Origin of the sequence: Bradyrhizobium sp. 604_D8_N2_3 (assembly GCF_051810765.1) — a bacterium.
Lineage (GTDB): Bacteria > Pseudomonadota > Alphaproteobacteria > Rhizobiales > Xanthobacteraceae > Bradyrhizobium > Bradyrhizobium barranii.
This window is the reverse complement of the sequence record NZ_JBPWPM010000001.1, coordinates 1308406-1326061: the sequence shown is the minus strand read 5'-3', so window position 1 is coordinate 1326061 and position 17656 is coordinate 1308406. Positions and strand designations below refer to the sequence as shown.

At 60.7% G+C, this 17656-nt stretch carries 15 protein-coding genes and 3 pseudogenes; 6 read left to right on the top strand and 12 right to left on the bottom strand.

Annotation, left to right across the window (positions count from 1 at the left end; translation table 11 throughout):
- Positions 1–733: 733 nt before the first annotated feature.
- Both AB7245_RS06210 and AB7245_RS06205 read right to left on the bottom strand, forming a co-directional pair.
- A complete protein-coding gene (locus AB7245_RS06210; RefSeq protein WP_231143972.1) occupies positions 734–937 on the bottom strand; it encodes a 4Fe-4S binding protein in 204 nt (67 codons plus the stop codon).
- A gap of 573 nt (positions 938–1510) precedes the next feature.
- Positions 1511–2725, bottom strand: coding sequence for an EAL domain-containing response regulator (locus AB7245_RS06205; RefSeq protein ID WP_439033949.1), 1215 nt, complete (start codon positions 2723–2725; stop codon positions 1511–1513).
- A 648-nt stretch (positions 2726–3373) separates the two neighbouring features.
- Here AB7245_RS06205 and AB7245_RS06200 point away from each other — a divergent pair.
- Positions 3374–3832 carry a GNAT family N-acetyltransferase gene (locus tag AB7245_RS06200; RefSeq protein ID WP_439033948.1) on the top strand — a complete coding sequence of 153 codons (459 nt, stop codon included), beginning with the start codon at positions 3374–3376 and terminating at the stop codon, positions 3830–3832.
- Between the two features lie 226 nt (positions 3833–4058).
- Here the strand turns inward: AB7245_RS06200 and AB7245_RS06195 are convergent, their stop codons facing one another.
- From AB7245_RS06195 to AB7245_RS06170, 6 genes are read right to left on the bottom strand one after another with little or no spacing between them, the layout of a single operon-like run.
- The gene (locus AB7245_RS06195; protein WP_439033947.1) at positions 4059–4397 is read right to left on the bottom strand and encodes a hypothetical protein; all 339 of its coding nucleotides are present in this window, start codon (positions 4395–4397) and stop codon (positions 4059–4061) included.
- Positions 4394–5221, bottom strand: coding sequence for a citryl-CoA lyase (locus AB7245_RS06190; RefSeq protein WP_439033946.1), 828 nt, complete (start codon positions 5219–5221; stop codon positions 4394–4396). Before AB7245_RS06190 ends, AB7245_RS06195 begins: the two co-directional genes overlap by 4 nt.
- Before the next feature lie 55 nt (positions 5222–5276).
- Positions 5277–6542, bottom strand: coding sequence for a CaiB/BaiF CoA transferase family protein (locus AB7245_RS06185; RefSeq protein ID WP_439033945.1), 1266 nt, complete (start codon positions 6540–6542; stop codon positions 5277–5279).
- A 50-nt stretch (positions 6543–6592) separates the two neighbouring features.
- Positions 6593–7615 (bottom strand): ABC transporter substrate-binding protein, encoded by a 1023-nt coding sequence (locus tag AB7245_RS06180; RefSeq protein ID WP_439033944.1) that lies wholly within the window; start codon positions 7613–7615, stop codon positions 6593–6595.
- A gap of 33 nt (positions 7616–7648) precedes the next feature.
- The gene (locus tag AB7245_RS06175) at positions 7649–8422 is read right to left on the bottom strand and encodes an ABC transporter permease (RefSeq protein ID WP_439035700.1); all 774 of its coding nucleotides are present in this window, start codon (positions 8420–8422) and stop codon (positions 7649–7651) included.
- Positions 8406–9197 (bottom strand): ABC transporter ATP-binding protein, encoded by a 792-nt coding sequence (locus AB7245_RS06170; protein ID WP_231143966.1) that lies wholly within the window; start codon positions 9195–9197, stop codon positions 8406–8408. Before AB7245_RS06170 ends, AB7245_RS06175 begins: the two co-directional genes overlap by 17 nt.
- 164 nt (positions 9198–9361) lie before the next feature.
- On the opposite strand from AB7245_RS06170, the gene AB7245_RS06165 reads away from it, so the two are divergent.
- The 3 genes and pseudogenes from AB7245_RS06165 to AB7245_RS06155 all read left to right on the top strand — a co-directional run bounded on the left by AB7245_RS06165 (position 9362) and on the right by AB7245_RS06155 (position 12124).
- Entirely contained in the window at positions 9362–10051 is a 690-nt protein-coding gene (locus tag AB7245_RS06165) for an IclR family transcriptional regulator (RefSeq protein ID WP_439033943.1), read from the top strand.
- A 251-nt stretch (positions 10052–10302) separates the two neighbouring features.
- Positions 10303–10846, top strand: a pseudogene (locus tag AB7245_RS06160) (tyrosine-type recombinase/integrase); the annotation flags it as partial.
- A 22-nt stretch (positions 10847–10868) separates the two neighbouring features.
- Positions 10869–12124, top strand: a pseudogene (locus AB7245_RS06155) (IS91 family transposase).
- A gap of 16 nt (positions 12125–12140) precedes the next feature.
- Here AB7245_RS06155 and tnpC read toward each other — a convergent pair.
- From tnpC to AB7245_RS06135, 4 genes are all read right to left on the bottom strand, one after another.
- A complete protein-coding gene (tnpC, locus tag AB7245_RS06150) occupies positions 12141–13793 on the bottom strand; it encodes an IS66 family transposase (protein ID WP_439033942.1) in 1653 nt (550 codons plus the stop codon).
- 44 nt (positions 13794–13837) lie between these two features.
- Entirely contained in the window at positions 13838–14185 is a 348-nt protein-coding gene (tnpB, locus tag AB7245_RS06145) for an IS66 family insertion sequence element accessory protein TnpB (protein WP_439033941.1), read from the bottom strand.
- Positions 14182–14580 (bottom strand): IS66-like element accessory protein TnpA, encoded by a 399-nt coding sequence (tnpA, locus tag AB7245_RS06140; protein ID WP_439033940.1) that lies wholly within the window; start codon positions 14578–14580, stop codon positions 14182–14184. Before tnpA ends, tnpB begins: the two co-directional genes overlap by 4 nt.
- A gap of 728 nt (positions 14581–15308) precedes the next feature.
- Positions 15309–15614 carry a hypothetical protein gene (locus AB7245_RS06135; RefSeq protein WP_085361588.1) on the bottom strand — a complete coding sequence of 102 codons (306 nt, stop codon included), beginning with the start codon at positions 15612–15614 and terminating at the stop codon, positions 15309–15311.
- A gap of 415 nt (positions 15615–16029) precedes the next feature.
- Between AB7245_RS06135 and AB7245_RS06130 the strand changes: the two genes are divergently transcribed.
- Entirely contained in the window at positions 16030–16236 is a 207-nt protein-coding gene (locus AB7245_RS06130; RefSeq protein ID WP_439035699.1) for a cold-shock protein, read from the top strand.
- A gap of 896 nt (positions 16237–17132) precedes the next feature.
- A pseudogene (locus tag AB7245_RS06125) lies at positions 17133–17442 on the top strand (transposase); the annotation flags it as partial.
- Between the last annotated feature and the right edge of the window lie 214 nt (positions 17443–17656).

Below are 17656 nucleotides of genomic sequence, written 5' to 3'. Positions count from 1 at the left end.
TGATCACAGCGCCATGAGGCTCCTTAGGAATTGCCAATGGATTGCTCCAGGATCGCACGGATGATCAGGTCGGACTCCTTGGTGTTCGCTGGCCCCGCGACGAGGCACGAGCTCGATCGCCTCCGTGAGGTTGGTCAAGATGATCTCCTCGGTGCGCCAGTTATTCACGTGCTGAGCGACTTTGGTGGGCGCCTTCGATGCGTCCGTCGCCGCTTGGCAAGATAGTGTTGCTTGGGCACCGGCCGGCGCGACATGCAGGAACAGTTCCGGACCTCAGGATGCACGCTGACTTGCGAAACTGAATCAAGCGGCAAGAGCGCGGGCGGCGGGATCGTGCTATGATCCTAGTATCCACTTTTCTTGGATCGCGAGTCGTGTTTCAAGATCTGGATGATACCCGAAGCAAGAGAAGTCCACCTTTTCCGGAGCGATCTCGTCGCCCGAGGAGACCGTCTCTTCGGCTTCGGCCTGACGTAGCTTTAGATATCCTGCAAGTCGAGCTTGGGTTATTCGACGCCCGTCTACCTCGCCTCGGCCCGTCAACCAGCGACCATAAGCCTCAACGCGGCCACTGGAGCATCGAGGCGGCCTTGTCCGTGACAAATTCGACGGTGTCCTCCGACAGAGCCCTTCGAGGGGCTCAGCGCCCCATGCGGTCGCTGGTCACCTCAAGCTCGACATCTACGACTACGTTCGCGAAATCGAGCGATGAGGCCTTCTGGACGCGGGCTGCTTATGCTGTCTTAGACGGGACACAGGTGTCAGGCACCGGACAGACGACCGCGCATTGCGCCGTGTCGCAATGGCCCTCGCACTCCGTGCACTTTTTGGCATCGATAACGTAAATGTCGCGCTTGAGGCTGATCGCCGCGTTGGGACACTCGAACTCACATGCACCACAAACGGTGCATTGCGAAGCGACGATCTTGTAAGCCATGCCTTCGGACTCCTTGGGCGAGCGATGCTATTGGCGATCCCCTTCAAATGCCGTGCCAAACACAGACGCGCTCAATGGTGGGCAATTTGCCCAATTGGGCTGTCCCGGGTCTGAGACCATGTTTCATCTGCGACAGTAACAGGCCGCTTCAATTTCAGGCTAAACCGCTGCGAGCTTCCGTCGGTTTGTCTGGCAGGGCGGCGCGAGCCCAAGCGACGCACAACGATGCCAAAACCGGCGGCGCGACTAAAAGCCGCGAGCCGACTCACGTCTACGCCGGATCTCGGCAAAACCTCCGGTCACATGCCCTGACCGGAGGTTTTGTGCAAACCTCGCTCATGGCTGTAACGTTACCGCCGCGGATTGACTCGCTGGAGGCTTGCCAAAACGGGTTTGTGCTACAAAAAGCTCCGGCGTCGCTTCGAAGGGAAATGAAGTTGCGCCGGGAGGAGCCGACACCGGCTTTGCAAAGTGACCGCTCGAATTGCAGTCAGCCTGGTGCCGAGTAGGCATGGCGGTGCGGGCGAGCGCTGGTACGCTTTGCCTGGCCGTGCTCAACCACTCGTCATGCAACTATTTTGGACGAAGTGGAGCAGGGCTGAAAGATGACTGTGCAAATTGCTTCAGCGGCATGGCCTTTCCGAACAGATGGCCCTGCGCAAGGTCGAAGCCGAGTTCGGTCACAGCGATCAGGTCGGCCTGGTTCTCCACACCTTCGGCGACGGTGCGCACACTATACTCTTTGGCTAGAGCGACGATATGGCGGCACACCGTTCGCTTCAGGGGCCCATTTCCGCAACCGGAGACGTACTGCCGGTCCACTTTCAATTTGATGAACGGGAATTTTTCTACCCCCATCAGCTGCGGCCAATTGGCGCCGACATTGTCGATTGCAAGGCCAATGTTGTGAAAGCGAACCTCACGCGCAACCTCAATCAGAAGATCTAGGTTCTGGATGGCTTCCTCGCTCTCGATTTCAATCGTCAAGCCGCCGAAAGCGGGGTGCGACGGCATGCGCTGACAGAGATCGCGCACCGCCTGCGGGTCAACCAGGAATGCTGCCGGGAGATTGATGGAGAGATCGATCGAAGTTTGCTGCTCCAGAAGATACTGCCAATCCTTGATTGCGCGGTCGATCACGAACTGCGACAACTCCCTAAAATGCGGATCGTGAGGCTCCGGGATGAAATAGGCCGATGGAACAACGCCCCAGGTCGGGTGCCGCATTCGCACAAGCGCCTCGGCGCCGCGGCGGCTGAGGGTGCACACATCAAACTTCGGCTCATACCAGAGCTCAAGCCAGCCAGCGTGTAAGGCTTCTCCGACATGGACCGCGGGACGGGGCGCCGGCTCTCTGGGCAAGAGCATGGCGACCCGATCGCGCAGCGTCTCGGCTGCAAACGGCGTCCTCAGCGGCGGCAGCATAGCAAGTCCATATTCCCCCCCGACCTGCTGCACTGCCGTCATGATGATCGACTCGCGGGCGCCGAACGCCAGCACTCTGCCTGCAAATTCTTCGCGTACGAGTATCTCGAGCAACCGTCCAGGCTCGATGCGATCCGAGCCAATGCCGAGCAGGATCAGATCAGGGAACTCCGTGCAGAGTACGTGGGGCAGCTCGTCAGCAGTCCCGCATTCGCTGATAATAAACCCCATATCCTCCAGCACATCCCGTAGAAAGGCGCGCAGATGCCGCTTACCGACGGCCACGCACGCTCGCGGCCGCACCTTACGCTGTCCGAAGATTACAGGTTTCCCTCCGATCAGTTCGGCCTGCCCATGCTCCATCGCAACCACTCCCGTTCCGTGACGGTCCCTTAAACGAGGAGCGAAGGTCCAAACAAGTTGTGCTTGCCCTTATCTTTCGATTCTTCGCGGTAAGCTTAAGATAGTGCATTAGCGTGCAAAATCCTTCGCGATGTTGCTCAGATGATCTTGTCGGGCGCACGCGCATGATACCTATCCCGCTTCGCGCAACTTTGCACGAGTGACGCACGCGAGTGCGGGGACTCTCACCTTCGCACGCTCCGAGCTGATGCGCTCTATGACGCGGCGATCATCGGGGTGCAAGATCTACTGCATGGAGACCGATCGTGAGTGACGATCGGCAATCACTCTTAGGAATGTTTGATCGGCATGGCCGGCCTGCCCACGCGCGAACGTGCCGTCTGGCGGGTTTATTTTTCAATCGAAGGAAGTCCATGATGAGTTCGCAGCTGGTCAGGCCGCAGTCGATTCTGAGCGGCAACAGCTTGCACTTACCTCACCTCTGTTGCTTATAGCGAGTGCGAACGTCCTATTCCCTATCGAGCTTGATAGTTGCTCTCAGTTGCGTTTTCTGTATCCTTCTGACTATGGATTTCCTCAAGTGGGACTAACGTGACGGGTGTTCGGGTTGGCGCTGAAGCGCAAGGCCTGCCCCACGGGGGCACGGCTTTGCGCAAAGGCGTGCCAGGAGATGAGAACGCGATCGCAGAAACGGTCGAAAAGCTACTTTCTGAATTAGGTGGCCCCGGACCCGAGTTCAGCCTTGAAGGCGCGAAGCAAGCGGCTTTACGCCTGATCCAGGATCGTGAAGACGGCTTCGTTTTTGTCATCGAGGAACAAGCCACGGGGCAGATTGTAGGGGTCGCCACCATCTCGGCCGTACAGGCCGTGAGAGCAGCCGGAGCGTACGGTGTGCTTCAGGAGCTATGGATTTCTCGCGGCTTCCGAAGCTCTCACCACGGTCGGCATCTGCTCGAGGCGGTACATTCGGAGGCGAAGCGCCGAGGCTGGCAAATGATTGAGGTTGCGCTGCCTCCGGATGGCTATCCGGCCTTGGAACGGGTACGCCGCTTCTACGAGGAGAGGGGATATCGGATTGGAGGATTGCGGGCGCGCAAGAGGCTGTGACAGGACTACGACCGCTGCTCAACACAGTTAAAGCGCTCCTAGGCTAGCGTGCTATCAGTAAAGTCTTTCAAAGCAGCGAATCCTGCGATTTTTTTGGTTCTCAAAACGAACGCTTCAACGCGTGCGTCGCGGCCGAGCATGATCGAGAACCCGGACGCTGATGCGGTGCTGACTCCCACTGCGAGCGGTTACCTCTTCGACCTTCTTGGCGCGAACGTTCAAAATATCAGCCATCAAATCGTTCTTCAATTGGGCGAAGCGATACGATGGTCTTGCCGAGGCTCGTGGACCGCGAGCCGAGACCCGCCCAGCTAAAAGGCGCGGAGGCTCGCATCAGCGGCACGCGCCAGACGCTGTTGTCGCGCGTCATTGCAACGAACAACACGGTCTCGTCCGGACTGAGCACTACTCTAGGCCGTTCGGACTCGGCCCGTTGGAAATCAGGCATTCCCCGGCGGTTTGCCTCTGCCCATTCCGAGGAAACACCCGGGCGACGAAACTCCGCCGGCATCGACGAGAACATGCGGGTCTCAATCAGCCTGGGCGGCTTTTCGAGATACATCATGATGCGCCTCCCAGACTGCGGCGCGGCTGGCCCTCGTAGTTGTAGCCGAACTGCTTGGGCATCGGGCCTTTGTTGCGATCCTTGCGCCCAGTTTGCTCCCAGGCGTGAGCCAGGATTCCGACCGCGCGCGACAAGCAGAAGAGCCCCCGCGCGAGCGGAGAGGCGAAGCCCAGCTCGCCGTAAATGACTGCGGTCGCGCCATCAATGTTCATCGGAATGAGTTTGCTCTTGCGCTGCTGCATCACGCGCTCGATCGCGCGGGCGGCCTTGGCATAATCGCCGCCGACACTGCCCTCGTCGGCTGCGGCATCCACCAGCGCCAACAGCGGCGCCGCCCGCGGGTCGACTGGATGAAACCGGTGGCCGAAGCCCGGCAGATATTTGCTGCGTGTTGCGGTGAAATGGTCGATTGCAGCGCCAGCGGCCTGCTCGATCTCTCGCCCTTCGCGCCGTCGCAGCACATCTTCGTAGAGTTCGATCGCCTGCTCCCCTGCTCCGCCGTGCACGTCATCGAGCGTATTGATCGCCGAGGCCATGGCACCGTTCAGGGGCAGGCCGCAGCTCACCGCCATCTGGGCAATTGCAATGGAGGGCGCGTGCGGACCATGGTCAACTGACGCAACCAGCGCAGCTTGCAGCAGCCGCTCCTGCGCTGGCGTCGGCAGATCGCCGCGCAACATCAGCCAGATCATGGCGGGAAAGGAAATTCGGCCGATCAGATCTTCGATTGGATAACCCCGATAGGCGATGCGACCGGGCGCGATATCGCAGATGGAGGTTCGCCACCAACGGGCCGCTTGCTGTCGCAATTCTTCTTCGCTCATTTCCGGTTCCGTCCATTCAACCTGCCGATCGCCAACCGCCGCAAGCCGTCGGATCTCATGATATCGGTCCGTCCGCGGCTACGCGGACAGGCAGGAAATCTGCCTCTCCTTGCTTTGGCGTCCCGACGGCCCGGCTTGAGACCAGTTGCTCGACCTCCGCATACGAATAGCCGAGCCGCTGCAGCCATCGCTCGGTGTCTGCTCCGAGCGTCGCAGGCGGTGAAGGCACCGAAAACTCCTCATCCAGCCGGAAGCCCGGCCGCGTGATTCGTAACGGCTGCGCGCCGTCTTGTTCTGGGGCCAAAGTCTCGACGAATCCGCGCTCGAGAAGCTGTGGCTGCTGCAACACTTGCGAGACCGTCAGCACGCGGCCTGCGGGAACACCAGCCAGATTCATTTGGGCCTCCCATTCCTCGGCGGTCTTGCAACTCAATGCCTTGTTCAACTCCGTGCTCAGCGCTGCGCGGTTCACCTTGCGCATCTCGCGCCCAGCAAAGCGTGGATCCGTCTTCAGGTCCGGTCGGCCAATCAGGTCGCATAGGGATTGGTACTGCTTCTGCTCGTTGGCGGAAATGTTCAGCGGGCCTGTTGCGGTGCGGAACGTGCCCGAGGGAGCCGCGGTGAAGTTCTCGTTGCCGATGGGCTGCGGCTCGACACCAGCGTTCAGGTGGTTGGAGACGGCCCATCCCATCGCTGCAACGGTGGCTTCGAGCAGGGACACGTCAATGAACCGACCGCGGCCGCTATGCCGCTGTTCGACCAGAGCCGCGGCAATGGCAAAGGCAGCAGTCAGTCCCGCAATCGTGTCCGAGATCGGAAAGCCCGTGCGCAGGGGAGCCGAGGCCGTATCGCCAGTGACGCTCATGGCACCAGACAGACCCTGGACGATCTGGTCATAGGCCGGACGGGCGGACCACGGCCCGCTCTGCCCAAAGCCGGAGATCGCGCAGTAGACGAGACGTGGGTTCTGCCTGCTGAGCACATCAAACCCCAGGCTAAGCCGTTCCATCACCTTCGGCCGGAAGTTTTCGAGCACCACGTCGGCTTCCTTGACCAGTCGCAAGAACACCTCGCGGCCCGCTTCCGATTTCAGGTCCAGTGCAATCGATTGCTTGCCGGCGTTCACGGCGACAAACGAGAGTCCCTGCAGGCGCTCCGCTCTTTGCGGATCCGCGCCGAGGCGCCGCGCCAGGTCGCCGCCGTTCGGATTTTCCACCTTAATGACCTCCGCGCCAAGGCGCGCAAGATGGTAACCGCAGAACGGACCCGCCAACACGTTTGACAGGTCGAGAACGCGGATACCGGTTAGCGGCAGAGACATCTGAAGAGCCTTCTTGTAGGTGATCCGATAGCGAGCGCTTAGTACGCAACTTATTTCAGTTGCTGCGCAGCACGTTCCGCGAATCGATTCGTGAAGGTCTTGATCAGGTCGATCTTTGCGGCTGCGATCTTCGGATCAAAGTCGCCTAGGACAGCCAGCGGGACCTTGGCCGCGTCGATGTCCATCTGACCGGTTGGCGAGAACAGCGCTTTCGACGCGTTGATGATCTCGATGTTCACCTCGCGATTGTCGGTCTTGTATCCAGAAGGCATCGCGTCGACGAGCTGCTCCGCCGAAACCGTGTTGATCCAGCGATGAGTTTTGAACAAGGCGTTGACGAGGCGCTGGACCGTTTCCGGATTTTTGTCGATGAAGGACTGCTGAAGGTAAAGGCACGCGGTCGGATAGATTCCGCCAAAGGCCTGCCTTGAGCCTTCGACCGTGCGCGCGTCGAACAGCGGTGTCGCACTCTTCTTGCGCGCGAGAAGGGTCGCAATCGGATCGAAATAGACGAGCGCGTCGATATTCTTGGCCTCGAGCGCCACCATGCCGGGTGCACCACTGCCAACCGCGATGATGCTTACATCGCGCGGGCCCAATCCCGATTTTTTGATGTAGTAGCGCGCCATGGTATCGGTCGAGGACCCCGGCGCCGTGATCCCGAGCTTCAGGCCCTTCAGACCGGCACCCGTCTTGACCCTGTCAGCGAGGTCGCCGCGGACACCGAGCAACACGCCGGGAATGTCATTGAGCAGGAACACGCAGGAAATTTGCTTGCCTTGGGCCTGCATCTGAATGGTGTGATCATAAAAGCCGACGGTCCCGTCCACCGAGCCGCCGATCAACGCCTGCAAAGCCTTTGAGCCACCGGCCTGGAAGTTCTCGACGGTCACGTCAACCCCTTCTTCCTTGAAGGCGCCCAGCTTCACGCCAAGTTCGAGAGGCATATAGTTGAGGATCTGTGACCCCACCGCGATCTTCAATTTTGTCTTCTCGGGCTCGGCGGCATAAGTCGAGATGACCGGGAATGCGGCTATCGCGATGACCAGCATCAGTCGTGGAAAAGCGTGCATGGGAAACTCCATGAGAATGGGAGAGCGGTACGATCAGGCTTCGTGGGCAGGTGCGGGCCGCCACACCAGGAGCCGTTTTTCCGCGCGGTCGACAATGGCATCGAGAGCAACGACGAAGGCGGAGAGGACGATGATTCCTGCGAACACTCCGGTCGCGTCGAGGACGCCCTCGGCCTGCGCAATCAGGTGCCCCAATCCCGCGGACGAACCGAGATATTCGGCGACCACTGCTCCCATCACAGCCATGCCGACCGACACCCGCAGGCTCGACAGGATCCACGTGGTGGCGGACGGCAGGTAGACGTGGCGCAGCAGGGAGGACTTCGATGCACGTAGCAGGCGCGCGTTCGCGAGCACGACCGGATTGACCTCGCGAACGCCCTGAAAGGTGTTGAAAAAAGCGACGAAGAGAACCAGCGTCACGCCCAGCGCGACCTTGGAGGTGAGGCCCAATCCGAACCAGATGACAAAAATGGGCCCCAGCAAGATGCGCGGGATCGCATTGAACATCTTGATGAAGGGCTGAACGACCTCGGCCGCAAACGGGCTTAAGCCCAACCAGATACCAAGCGCCGTGCCGATCCCGATACCAGCCAGGAAAGACAGGATCGTCTCCAGCAGTGTTATGCTGACATCGGTCCAGAAGTCGGCCGTTGACATCCACTCTCCGATCCTTGCGATGAGTGTCGACGGGGCCGGAAAGAAGAACGGGTCGATCAACCCGGCCCGCACGCCCAATTCCCAGATCAGGATCAGCCCAAGCACGATGGCGAACTGCGTGAGAGCGACCTTACCCCTGCGTGGCATAGCTTTTCTCCACTTCGGCGCCGAGCAGCGACCAGATTTCACGGTAAAGCGCGACGAACTCGTCGGTGGTCTGTAGCGCCGAGACGTCGCGGGGACGAGGCAGCGTGATCCTGACATCGCCAACCATGCGGCTCGCGGGACCGGCAGACATCACAACGACGCGGTCCGCCAGCGTGATCGCCTCATCGAGGTCATGGGTGATGAAAACGAGTGAGCGCCGGTCCGCCTGCCAGAGATCGAGCAGGATACGGTGCATGAGACGACGGGTGTGAACGTCCAGCGCTGAGAAAGGCTCATCCATCAGGACGATCTTCGGCTGCATGATCAGGGTCTGCGTCATGGCGACCCGCTTGCGCTGGCCGCCGGACAATTGGTGCGGATAGCGCTCCTCGAACCCTTTCAAGCCAACCTTGGCGAGCCAGGGCCGCGCCTGCTCGCGCGCTTTCGCGATCGAGCTTCCCTGAAACACCAGCCCGAGGCCGACATTGTCCTGGGCTGTTTTCCAGGGCAGCAGCCCTTCCTGTTGCAGCATGTAGCCGGACTGACCGTTCAGGCCCCTAAGCGATTTGCCGAAAATGCGAACCTCGCCGGCGGCCGGCTTCAGCAGTCCGGTGACAGTATTGAGAATGGTCGATTTTCCGCAGCCGGTCGGCCCGACCACTGCAACGAATTCGGTTTCGCCGACCTGGAGGTTCATGCTTTTCACGGCGGTGAAGTCGCCGAAGCGAATCATCACGTCGCGCAGGTCAACGGCAAGTGCCGGCTGCCCTTCCATTGTTTCGCTCCGCAGAACCTGTTCTAAGCCTCAAAACAGGTAACTGGCGCTATATCCGGAGTCAATCGCATTCTGCAACGTAGAACGCAGATGAGCCTGGGGTATTGGACTTTCTATCCATTCTGGATATCTGTTCTGCGGAACAGAACACGAGGGCTGTATCAATGGCGAAGACAGGGGTTGATGCGGTCCGGCGCGCGCTGGCGATCCTCAAGGCCTTCGGCCCTGAGCGCGCAGCCATGACGCTGACCGAGATTGCCGAGGCGACCGACTTCTACAAGAGCACGGTCCTTCGCCTTGCCGCATCCCTGGAAGCGGACGGATTCATGGTGCGGGGGACCGACCGGCTATTTCGACCCGGACCGGAGCTATGGCGCCTTGGGGCGCTCTATCAGCGTGGGCTGGACCTCGGTGACCTGATCAGACCCTCGCTCCATCGTCTGGTCGAAGCAACCGGAGAGACCGCATCCTTCTACATCGCGGAGGGCGACGAGCGCATTTGCCTTTATCGCGTTAATTCTCCGCGTTCCGTCCGCCATCACCTCGAAGAAGGACAACGATTGCCGATTGATCGCGGCGCTGCGGGCCGCGTTCTTACCGCTTACCGCGATTTTGCATTAGCTGATGGAAAGAAGATCAGAGATCGTGGCTTCTACGTCTCGATCGGCGAGCGTGATCCTGAGGTTGCGGCCGCAGCGGTGCCCGTAATCGATGTCTATGGCAAATTGCGGGGCGCGCTCTCAGTCTCCGCCATTCGCACTCGCTTTGATGCAGATGCTCGGAAATCTGCCGTTGAAGTGCTGAAGTCCGAGGCTAAAGCGCTGATTGATCTGCTGCCTGCAAGTGAGCGCTGAGCTACAATGGCAGCGTTCCGTTTATAACGCACAGCTCAGCCGGTGCCGCAATGGCCTCTCCTGAGCGTAGCGCGCATTTCTCGCATTGTTGAGGCCTGCAGATCATCCTCGATCTCGACGCGCCACCCATCCCTGCACGGGAATCAGGAGGGAGGCTTCTTCAAGGCTATTTCGCTGCTCGTGTGATGTGTGCTGGTGCGCGTGTTCTGAAGCCGTCATGGCCTGACGGCCAAGCTGCGGCGCGCCGACACGCCGACGAAGTGGTGCAGTTCCTCGAGGCGGTGTCGAGCCTGAAGAGCCGCGCCGCGCTCACCACCGCCTATGCGGCCGGGCCCAAGGGTCTCCGAGGTCGCGGGACTGCGGATCGAAGACATCGACAGCACCCGCGGTGTCATCCAGGTGCGCCACGGCAAAGGCGCGAAGGATCGCAACGTGATGCTGTCGTCCCAACTGCGCGGCATCCTGCGCACCTACTGGCGGCTCGCCCGGCCGCGGCTTTATCTGTTCCCTGGGCGTGACGAAGGTCACCCGATTGATGCGACCGTGTTGCATGCCGCCTGCCGCTCGGCGGTCAAGGCTGCGGGCCTGACCAAGCGCGTCACGCTGCACACGCTGCGCCACAGCTTCGCGACACATCTTCTGGAGAACGGAACCGACATCCGGATCGTCCAGGTTCTGCTCGGGCACAATAATCCGTCGTCGACGGCGCGCTACACGCAGGTCGCCACCCATACGATCCGGGCGACGCAGAGCCCGCTCGACCGCCTGTCGCTGAAGGTGACGCCACCGGCATGACAACGCGTCCGGGATGCGGCTTATGACCCGCCCCGACGTCCGCCCGCACCGACCCGCCATCGGGATTGCCGATATCTTGCGCCGGCATGGCGACGCTTATCGTCGTGACCATGCCGGTCATCTCGGTCGCGTCGACGGCGGGTGATGAGCGCCATTGTTGCGCGCCGAACCGAGGCGCTCGGCGGCCACGTCGAGCCTGCAATGACTGCGGCATGACGCGGATCGCCTATAATTCCTGCCGGAATCGGCATTGTCCGAAGTGTCAGGGGCCAGCCCGAGCCGCGTGGCTTGCCGCGCGAGAAGCCAACCTGCTGCCGGTTCCCTACTTCCACGTCGTCTTTACGCTTCCTGCACCGATCGCCGCGATCGCTTTCCAAAACAAGGCCGTCGTCTATGCCATCCTGTTTAAGGCCGCCGCCGAGGCGTTGACGACGCTTGCTGCCGATCCACGCCGGCTCGGCGCGGAGATTGGCGGCGTCGCGATCCTGCACACCTGGGGACAAGCGCTAACGCATCATCCCCACATTCACTGCGTCGTGCCGGGCGCCGGCCCGTCACCTGATGGAACACGCTGGATCGCCAGCCGACCGAACTTCTTCCTGGCCGTCCAACCGCTGTCCCGGCTCTTTCGCTGGCTTTCTCTCAAACGCCTGATCGGGGCTTCAACGCCGGCGCCTTGCGCTTCCTCGGCGATCTTGCTTCTCTTGCCGAATTCGACGCTTTCGCTGGTCACATCAAAGCCATGCAGCGCGTCAACTGGGTCGTTTACGCCAAGCGGCCCTTCGGCGGACCGGCACAGGTGCTGGCCTATCTCGGCCGCTACACCCATCGCGTCGCGATCACCAACAGCCGGCTCGTCGCACTCGACAACGATCATGTTACCTTCGCATGGAAGGATTACCGCCAGGATGGCGCGACAAAGATCATGAAGCTCAAGCCCGACGAGTTCATTCGCCGCTTCCTGCTTCATACGCTGCCGACGGTTTCCATCGCATCCGCCACTTCGGCTTCATGGCCAACCGCCATCGCGCTGCCAAGCTCGCCCTTTGCCGCGAACTTCTCGATCATGAGACAGCCCCAAACGACAGCCGGCCGCCGCCTGTGGATTCGGAAGCTCAAACCTGGGCCGAAGTTCCTGCCTGTCCCGATTGTGGTGGCGTCATGCGCATCATTGAGAGCTTTCGACACAGCTTCAGACGCTCCAGCCCTCGAACAGTACGCCCACGACGAAGGCCGCCTGATTGCCGCGTGCGCGCGGGCACGGCGAGCTATATGTGATGGCGTTGGGTGAAGGTCAGGCGGCTTGCTGATCGTCGGATTTGCCGGCCTGGCGCAACAGCTTCCATTCCCAGGGCAGCAGTTCGTGCAGCCGCGATGCAGGAAGATCAGCGATACGGGCGAGGACGTCGGCAAGCCAGGCCTTTGGATCGACGTCATTGAGACGACACGTCGTGATCATCGTCAGCATGATGGCGGCACGGTCGGCACCACGCTGGCTGCCAGCGAAGGTCCAGTTGCGCCGTCCCAAGGCGATGCCTCTCAAAGCGCGTTCAGCGCAATTGTTGGTCAAGCAGATCCTCCCGTCGTCGAGGAAGCGGGCGAAGCCCTCCCAGCGCCTGAGCATGTAGTTGATCGGCTTCAGGACCTCGGACGAGCGCGAGAGGGTTTCGCGCTCGCGCAGCAGCCATGCGTGCATGTCGTCGAGAAGCGGCTTGCTCTGTTCCTGGCGCACGGCGCGTCGCTCGTCGGCGCTGCAGCCGTTGATGGCGCGCTCGATCTCGAACAACGCGTCCACCCGCCTGACCGCCTCCAGTGCGATCGGGGAGACCGGTTTGCCCTTCTTGCCTTCCCGAGCATTTTTCTCAATGTCAGCCAGCTCGAAGAAGCCTCGCCGTGCATGGGCAAAGCAATAGGCCGGCGTAATTGGCAGTGTCTTCTTCTGCGGATCGAACAGCGGCTCGAAGCCATTGTAGCAGTCGGCTTGCAGGATGCCGGCGAAGACCGCTAGATGCTTTTGGGGATGCTCGCCTCGTCGGTCGCTCGAGGCGTAATAGACCGCAGCCGGCGGCGCAGGCCCGGCGAAGGGCCGGTCATCCCGCACATATGTCCAGATCCGCCCAGTCTTGCATTTGCCCTTCGCCAGGATACGGATGGTGGTGTCGTCGCCATGTAGGCGCTCGGCCGCAAGCACATGATGCTCGATCAAGTGGAAGAGCGGCATGACGGCAAAGGTCCCGTGGCCGATCTGGTCAGCCAGTGTCGATAATGGCAAATCGATCCTCTCGGCCTTAAAGCGCACGCTCTGGCGGTTGAGCGGGATATGCATGCCGAATTTGTCGAACAGGATCGTCGCCAACAATTGTGGACCGATGAAGCCACGCGGCGTGGCATGGAACGGCGCCGGCGGCTGGCTGATCTTCTCGCAATCCCGGCAGGTGAACTTCTCGCGCACCGTCTCGATGACCTTGAAGCGGCGCGGGATCTCCTCCAGCGTCTTGGTCACATCCTCGCCGACCTTCGCCAGTCGCGATCCACCGCAGCAGGCGCAGGTCGTTGGAGCTTCAACAACGACGCGCTCGTGTTCGATATCGTCCGGCCAAGGCTTGCGCACCGGCCGCTTACGCGTGAAGGGACGGACGTTCTGCGTCTTCGCTGCCGCCGCCTGTGCGGCCAGCTCGTCCTCGCTCGCCGTGGTGATGAGTTCCTCGAGCTCCAACTCCAACTGCTCGAGCAGCCGTGCCGAGCGCTCGGATCGCTGCCCGTGCAGTTCGCGTTTGAGCTTCTCAATTCGCAGCTCAAGATGCGCAATCAGCGCCTCGTTGTCCGACAGCTCCGCCAACGCACTGGCAGCCACCGCTTCGGCTCGCAGCCGCGCCTCACGCTCGGCCTGCAGCGCCGCTAGAGCGCTGACAAGGTCCGACGGAAGATCGTCCGGCTTCGATATCACGACGCCATTGAATCAGATCAAGCCGCAGATTCAACCAAAAACGACTATCCGACCCGTGTCGGACGCTGTGCTTCTTGCGGGTTGCGCCAATCGATTCCGGACAACATATAGCTCATCTGCGCTGGCGAGATCGTCACAGCTTCACCCGCAACGGATGGCCATATAAACCTTCCACTCTCCAGTCTCTTGGTAAACAGGCATGCCCCCTGGCCATCGTGCCAGATCACCTTCACTAGATCGCTGCGGCGACCCCGGAAGACGAACAAATGACCGCTGAGCGGATCCTTGCGCAGCACCTCCTGCACCTGGAGTGCCAACGATGGAAAGCCCCGGCGCATATCCGTGTGGCCTGTCGCGAGCCACACTCGCGCGCCTGTCGGAACCGGGATCATCGGTGGGCCAAAGCATCGAGAACGCGACGTAGCGCGTCTCCATCAACGTCGCCATCGACCCGGATGCGATGCCCGCTATCGAGATCGATCTCGATGATGCCATCGCTCTTGCGTCGCCGCGCCGTCGTCGTCAACGGCGCTTCGGCCAGCTCCCGCGGTGACGCAGGCGGCCCAATCTCGACTGGAACAAACGGAGCCATGCTCGCTTCGCCGTGCTTGCAGAGATCCTTGCGCCACCTGAACAGCTGGCTCACATGAAGCCCGGCCACGCGAGCCACCTCGGAAACACTGGCGCCGGGCTCGAGCGATGCTGCAACAAGCCGCTCTTTCTCGTCCTGCGACCACCGGCGCCGCCGCTCGACCGATGTGATTACCTCCGTCCTCGAAATCGTCATAGCGCTTCTCCTAGGATTACCCCTAGGACCTGCAGCTATCCCGTTCGTCAAACAAGGCGGCCTTCAATGGAGGGATACCTCGAACATCACCGTTCCGATGCGACACATCGTGAGCCAAGTCATGCCGTGCACGACGATCATCATTCGTCATTTCGCTCCCAGCGTCTCGATCATCGCGGACGATGTCGACTCCGTGCTTTCACACTGCGCGACAACAACGGTCCGATGCAGCAAAATGCCTATCGCGATCTCCAGTGAAGCGCGTCTGATCTCAACTCTTCCCCGACGCGCACATCTCGTGTCTCTGCCTCACGCGCCGAGCCAGCAGATCGGGCCTTCCGATCTCGAACGTGCTGCATGCTCTGGTCCTCGTCTTCGGCCAGAACGAACGTCAAACTGGATTAAGCCCGAGGGGTAGGGTCAACACCCACGCCTTCCTCGGCGGTGCAAAATCCATGCGCCAGATTCGTGTGGGCGTCGGCGGCGCCACTACAACGATCGCGCGGTTGCCCCCCAGCGCATCCAGTACGAGGGCAACCTATGGCGTGAGGACACCACGCGGCAATCCTCAGCGCGCGGCAATCCTCAGATGGGCTGTGACGGGCGTCTTTTGGAGACTCGTACGACTCTCACGGCTACTCGCCGTTCCCAGCCGGTGGTCGGCCGCAGTCGACTCTTCTGGCGCGATTTGGCGGATTGTTAGCAAAGTTGCGCGACTGTCCGACCGCCTACATCTGTTCGTCGGAGCCGTGGCCTCTCGCGAGATCCCGTGTCCGTTGCATCGTGCGGGAAAAATATTCGTCGCGCTCGCGGCGCACGCGCTCTTGATGCGCTCTGAAATTCGCAACTCGTTTGCTGATGTGCTCTCGCTCGGAGGTGTCCCAGCTCAACCGCCGGGGAGAATCGGGCGGGGAAGCTTTTGCGATTGGCGCGATGGGTGCTATCAGCTTTGGAATAGGCGCTACGCTCCGTGCGCGTTCTACGAGTGCCGCGGATTGTTGAACCAGCGCCTCCAGTTCCTTCTTCCAGTTCATCTTCCATGGTCTCCGAACAGTCATGGGAGCATGCTAATTTGGTGCGGTACGCTCGTCCAGCTACCCCTTTTGGTAGTTGCGAGGCCGCTGCTTGTCCGCAAAATAGTGGCCGATGAGCCATCTGGGCCGATGAAATTCGCGGCTTCCCTGCTAGGAGAACCCACCCACGTGACCTTCGTCACCCAAGTGACGCGACAGGATGGAAGATCAGAACGATGCGACCTGGGTCAAACCCGTCGGCTGTGCCTGGTCTCTGGCATGAAAGCATGATCGCCCAGGCTCGCCATACTCGAACTCCTCAAGCGAACTACGCTGACGCCGAAGCAGCGGAGATTGTGCGTCAATGCGGGAATCGGTGCCGCCCGAATGTTCCGACCAGAACTACTCTACAGTATTGCTCAAATGGGAGATGGGAGTGGCGAGGGGTGTTGTGAAATGGTTTAACGCGACGAAGGGTTTCGGCTTCATTCAGCCGGATGGGGGCGGCCAAGATGTTTTTGTACACATAAGCGCCCTGGAGCGCGCTGGCCTCTCTGACCTGCGGGAAGGGCAGGCAGTCTCTTACGAGCTTAAAGCCGACCCGAGGCGCGGTAAAAGCAGTGCGGAAAATCTGCGTGTCTGATTTCATGTCGTAGGCGTCTGGCCTCAGCCCCCCGCCCAAGTCTGGCGCTTACCTCGGAACGACCCCAGCCGCTTTAAGCACTGGGGTCGTTCCATTTCTCGCCAATTTTCGACGTTTCGCGGGTCCGAATACAAGAAAACGTAGCTAGCGATGCTTGCTAGCGCATCGCCTCTTTGTCCCGTTTGGTAGACGGGTAACAGTCAGTCCGCCCGCTCGTCATAGCGCGATTTGAAGGCGCTCGCGAGCGGCTTATTGGTCGGAAGGTCATCCTCGCCGATCATCCTGGACTGGAGGTGGTGGCGCCGGCGCTGATCAAACCCGATACCGTGCTGCGGCGCGAGTTCAACAGTGTGGACCAACGAAGGGATAGGAAAGCTAAGCAAGGACTCTCGAGCGGTTCGAGAGGGCTACGATATCAGGCTATTGCTGCGCGAGCTCCCCTCGCCGGACGTTGGATCCGGTCAAGGTCGCCAGCCTCGAGGGCTCACAAGCAGGCAATTCGTAGATTGTGGGCAGGCTCCTCAACGCCCTCCATCAGGAGCCTTCGGGGATCTCGGGGAGCACGACGCCGCACCTGCGGCCGCGGTTGTGCATGCGGTCGCCGCGTTCTTTGCTCAGCCACACGCCTGGCGCGTACGCTGAAGCTGCAACCGCGTAGTCGCCCTTCAAGTGCTGGATGATCTCGCCGAGAAATGATAGCTCGTCACGCAGCGGCGATGTAACCGCGGAACGCTTCCGTCCATCATTAGGGCTTCGCACGGACCAACATACGGCCCGTTGGCATCGCGTTGAAGCCCACTTGAGGATTCAAAGCCGGAGCGGCTGCTAGCATCAATGCTAAAGCTCGATCCGTCCTCCTAATGAACCAGCGCATGCGACGGCACCTTGAAACATCGCGCTTCCGATCGGCATCAAGCGTCGGCGCCTATCTGGGTCTTACGCCTCGACGCAACCACTCTGGCGAAACTGGGCAAGATATCACGATGGGACGACCATCTTCTCCCAACCTACCTGTACGAGGCGGCGATCGTCCTGCTTCATCGAACGAAGAAATGGTCCTCTCTTAAGGCTTGGGGCATGAAGCTCGCTAAGCGGATTGGCATGCGAAAGGCAAAGGTCGCCATGGCGCGCAAACTCGCCATCCTTCTTCACTGTATCTGGGTCTACGGCACATCGTTCGACTGGGGCCAGGGCAAGGAAGCCTGATCCGATCTTGTAGAGTTCCTGGTCCGGTCTGCCGGACTGGCGATGTCTCGCTGGGACGGTGTTGTGGCGACCTCGGTCAATCAGGCGGTGGCGGCTCGTCCGCACTCCGCTGCAAACGTTGAGGCGCCCGACCCCGACATCATCATGAGGCGCTGCGCGACCTTGGAAAGGACCACGATCCCAGCGAAGACCTCAACCAGCCCCGGCGATCCAA

Bases quoted from the DNA above. Each gene is read 5' to 3' on its own strand.
- AB7245_RS06165 (WP_439033943.1), top strand. From the start codon at position 9,362: ATGGCGAAGACAGGGGTTGATGCGGTCCGGCGCGCGCTGGCGATCCTC.
- AB7245_RS06210 (WP_231143972.1), bottom strand. From the start codon at position 937: ATGGCTTACAAGATCGTCGCTTCGCAATGCACCGTTTGTGGTGCATGT.
- AB7245_RS06195 (WP_439033947.1), bottom strand. From the start codon at position 4,397: ATGATGTATCTCGAAAAGCCGCCCAGGCTGATTGAGACCCGCATGTTC.
- AB7245_RS06185 (WP_439033945.1), bottom strand. From the start codon at position 6,542: ATGTCTCTGCCGCTAACCGGTATCCGCGTTCTCGACCTGTCAAACGTG.
- AB7245_RS06190 (WP_439033946.1), bottom strand. From the start codon at position 5,221: ATGAGCGAAGAAGAATTGCGACAGCAAGCGGCCCGTTGGTGGCGAACC.
- AB7245_RS06205 (WP_439033949.1), bottom strand. From the start codon at position 2,725: ATGGAGCATGGGCAGGCCGAACTGATCGGAGGGAAACCTGTAATCTTC.
- AB7245_RS06175 (WP_439035700.1), bottom strand. From the start codon at position 8,422: ATGCCACGCAGGGGTAAGGTCGCTCTCACGCAGTTCGCCATCGTGCTT.
- AB7245_RS06135 (WP_085361588.1), bottom strand. From the start codon at position 15,614: ATGAACTGGAAGAAGGAACTGGAGGCGCTGGTTCAACAATCCGCGGCA.
- AB7245_RS06170 (WP_231143966.1), bottom strand. From the start codon at position 9,197: ATGGAAGGGCAGCCGGCACTTGCCGTTGACCTGCGCGACGTGATGATT.
- tnpA (WP_439033940.1), bottom strand. From the start codon at position 14,580: ATGACGATTTCGAGGACGGAGGTAATCACATCGGTCGAGCGGCGGCGC.
- tnpB (WP_439033941.1), bottom strand. From the start codon at position 14,185: ATGATCCCGGTTCCGACAGGCGCGCGAGTGTGGCTCGCGACAGGCCAC.
- AB7245_RS06180 (WP_439033944.1), bottom strand. From the start codon at position 7,615: ATGCACGCTTTTCCACGACTGATGCTGGTCATCGCGATAGCCGCATTC.